The 1,023-nt window shown below is 40.7% G+C and carries 1 protein-coding gene; it reads left to right on the top strand.

Annotation, left to right across the window (positions count from 1 at the left end):
- The first annotated feature begins 226 nt into the window (after positions 1 to 226).
- A complete protein-coding gene (locus ISF27_RS13135) occupies positions 227 to 763 on the top strand; it encodes an Abi family protein (protein WP_235986447.1) in 537 nt (178 codons plus the stop codon).
- The last annotated feature ends 260 nt before the right edge of the window (positions 764 to 1,023 follow it).

Below are 1,023 nucleotides of genomic sequence, written 5' to 3'. Positions count from 1 at the left end.
GCAATTCACTCCAACATCTGCTTCAATGTTTGGAGTAATTATCTCAAACGGATTGGAGTGAAACAATCCAACGAATTACTTCGCGCTTACGAAGGTCCCTTTTCTTGCAGATATTGAAGATGATGTAAATGAAGATGGTTATTCAATTGTCAATGACTTCCTGGCGGCAAACCCTTCTGTAGCTAATTCCATAGCACATACGTCGGGGAGTTCATTCACAAGCGGATTGATTACGAAGTATTTCACGATTGAACGCAACGTAGGAGGACCACAAACTACAGGTGTGGACTGCCCAGTATGGGTACTAACGGAGTGTATTACTTTTGGAGATTTTGCTCGGCTTTATAATTTTTATTACAATCGTTGTGGTAGACAGGATAAGATCCTGGATAATGGTGTAGTAAACCCTGTCAGAACATTACGTAATGCCTGTGGTCATAACAGTTGTATGTTGTTTGACTTACAAGAACATATCGGAAAAACGCATCCTGGCGCTGCTGTTACACAATTTGTTGCCAGTGTACCGAACATTGGCAAAAGGGAAAGACAGAAGAAATTATCATGTCGCCCATTATTTGAGATATGTTGCTTGTTATATGCAGAGCAGACATATGTCACTGAAGAAGTGCGAATGCACCAGATGGATAAATTGAGGACTTTTGTTCATGGGCGCCTTTATAAGCATCCAGAAGCCTTCAAAGATAGCCCGGCAATTTCCACGGCGTTTGACTTTTTACGGAAAGTGGTTGACGCTGACCGTTGAGTTGGTTATACTTTAGGCAACATCAAAAAAGCCTTCGAGACTTTTTGTAAGATCCTTGCATTCGTGCCGGGGTCTATTTTTATGCTTTTTATCTAATCTCTTGCATTAAATTCGCTTTCACGGCATAATGATATTGTCACTCGTGACAATAAAATGACATTCAAATCATGTTGACTTCCAATAAAACGTGCAACTAGAGAAAAACTGCGCGCAATACAACGCCCCAAAAGCCTTGAAAACACTGGATAATTCCGCATTTT

The organism is Clostridium vitabionis (assembly GCF_015351765.1).
In the GTDB taxonomy this organism is placed as follows: Bacteria; Bacillota; Clostridia; order Lachnospirales; family Lachnospiraceae; genus Clostridium_R; species Clostridium_R vitabionis.
This window is presented reverse-complemented; position numbering and strand designations above follow the sequence as displayed.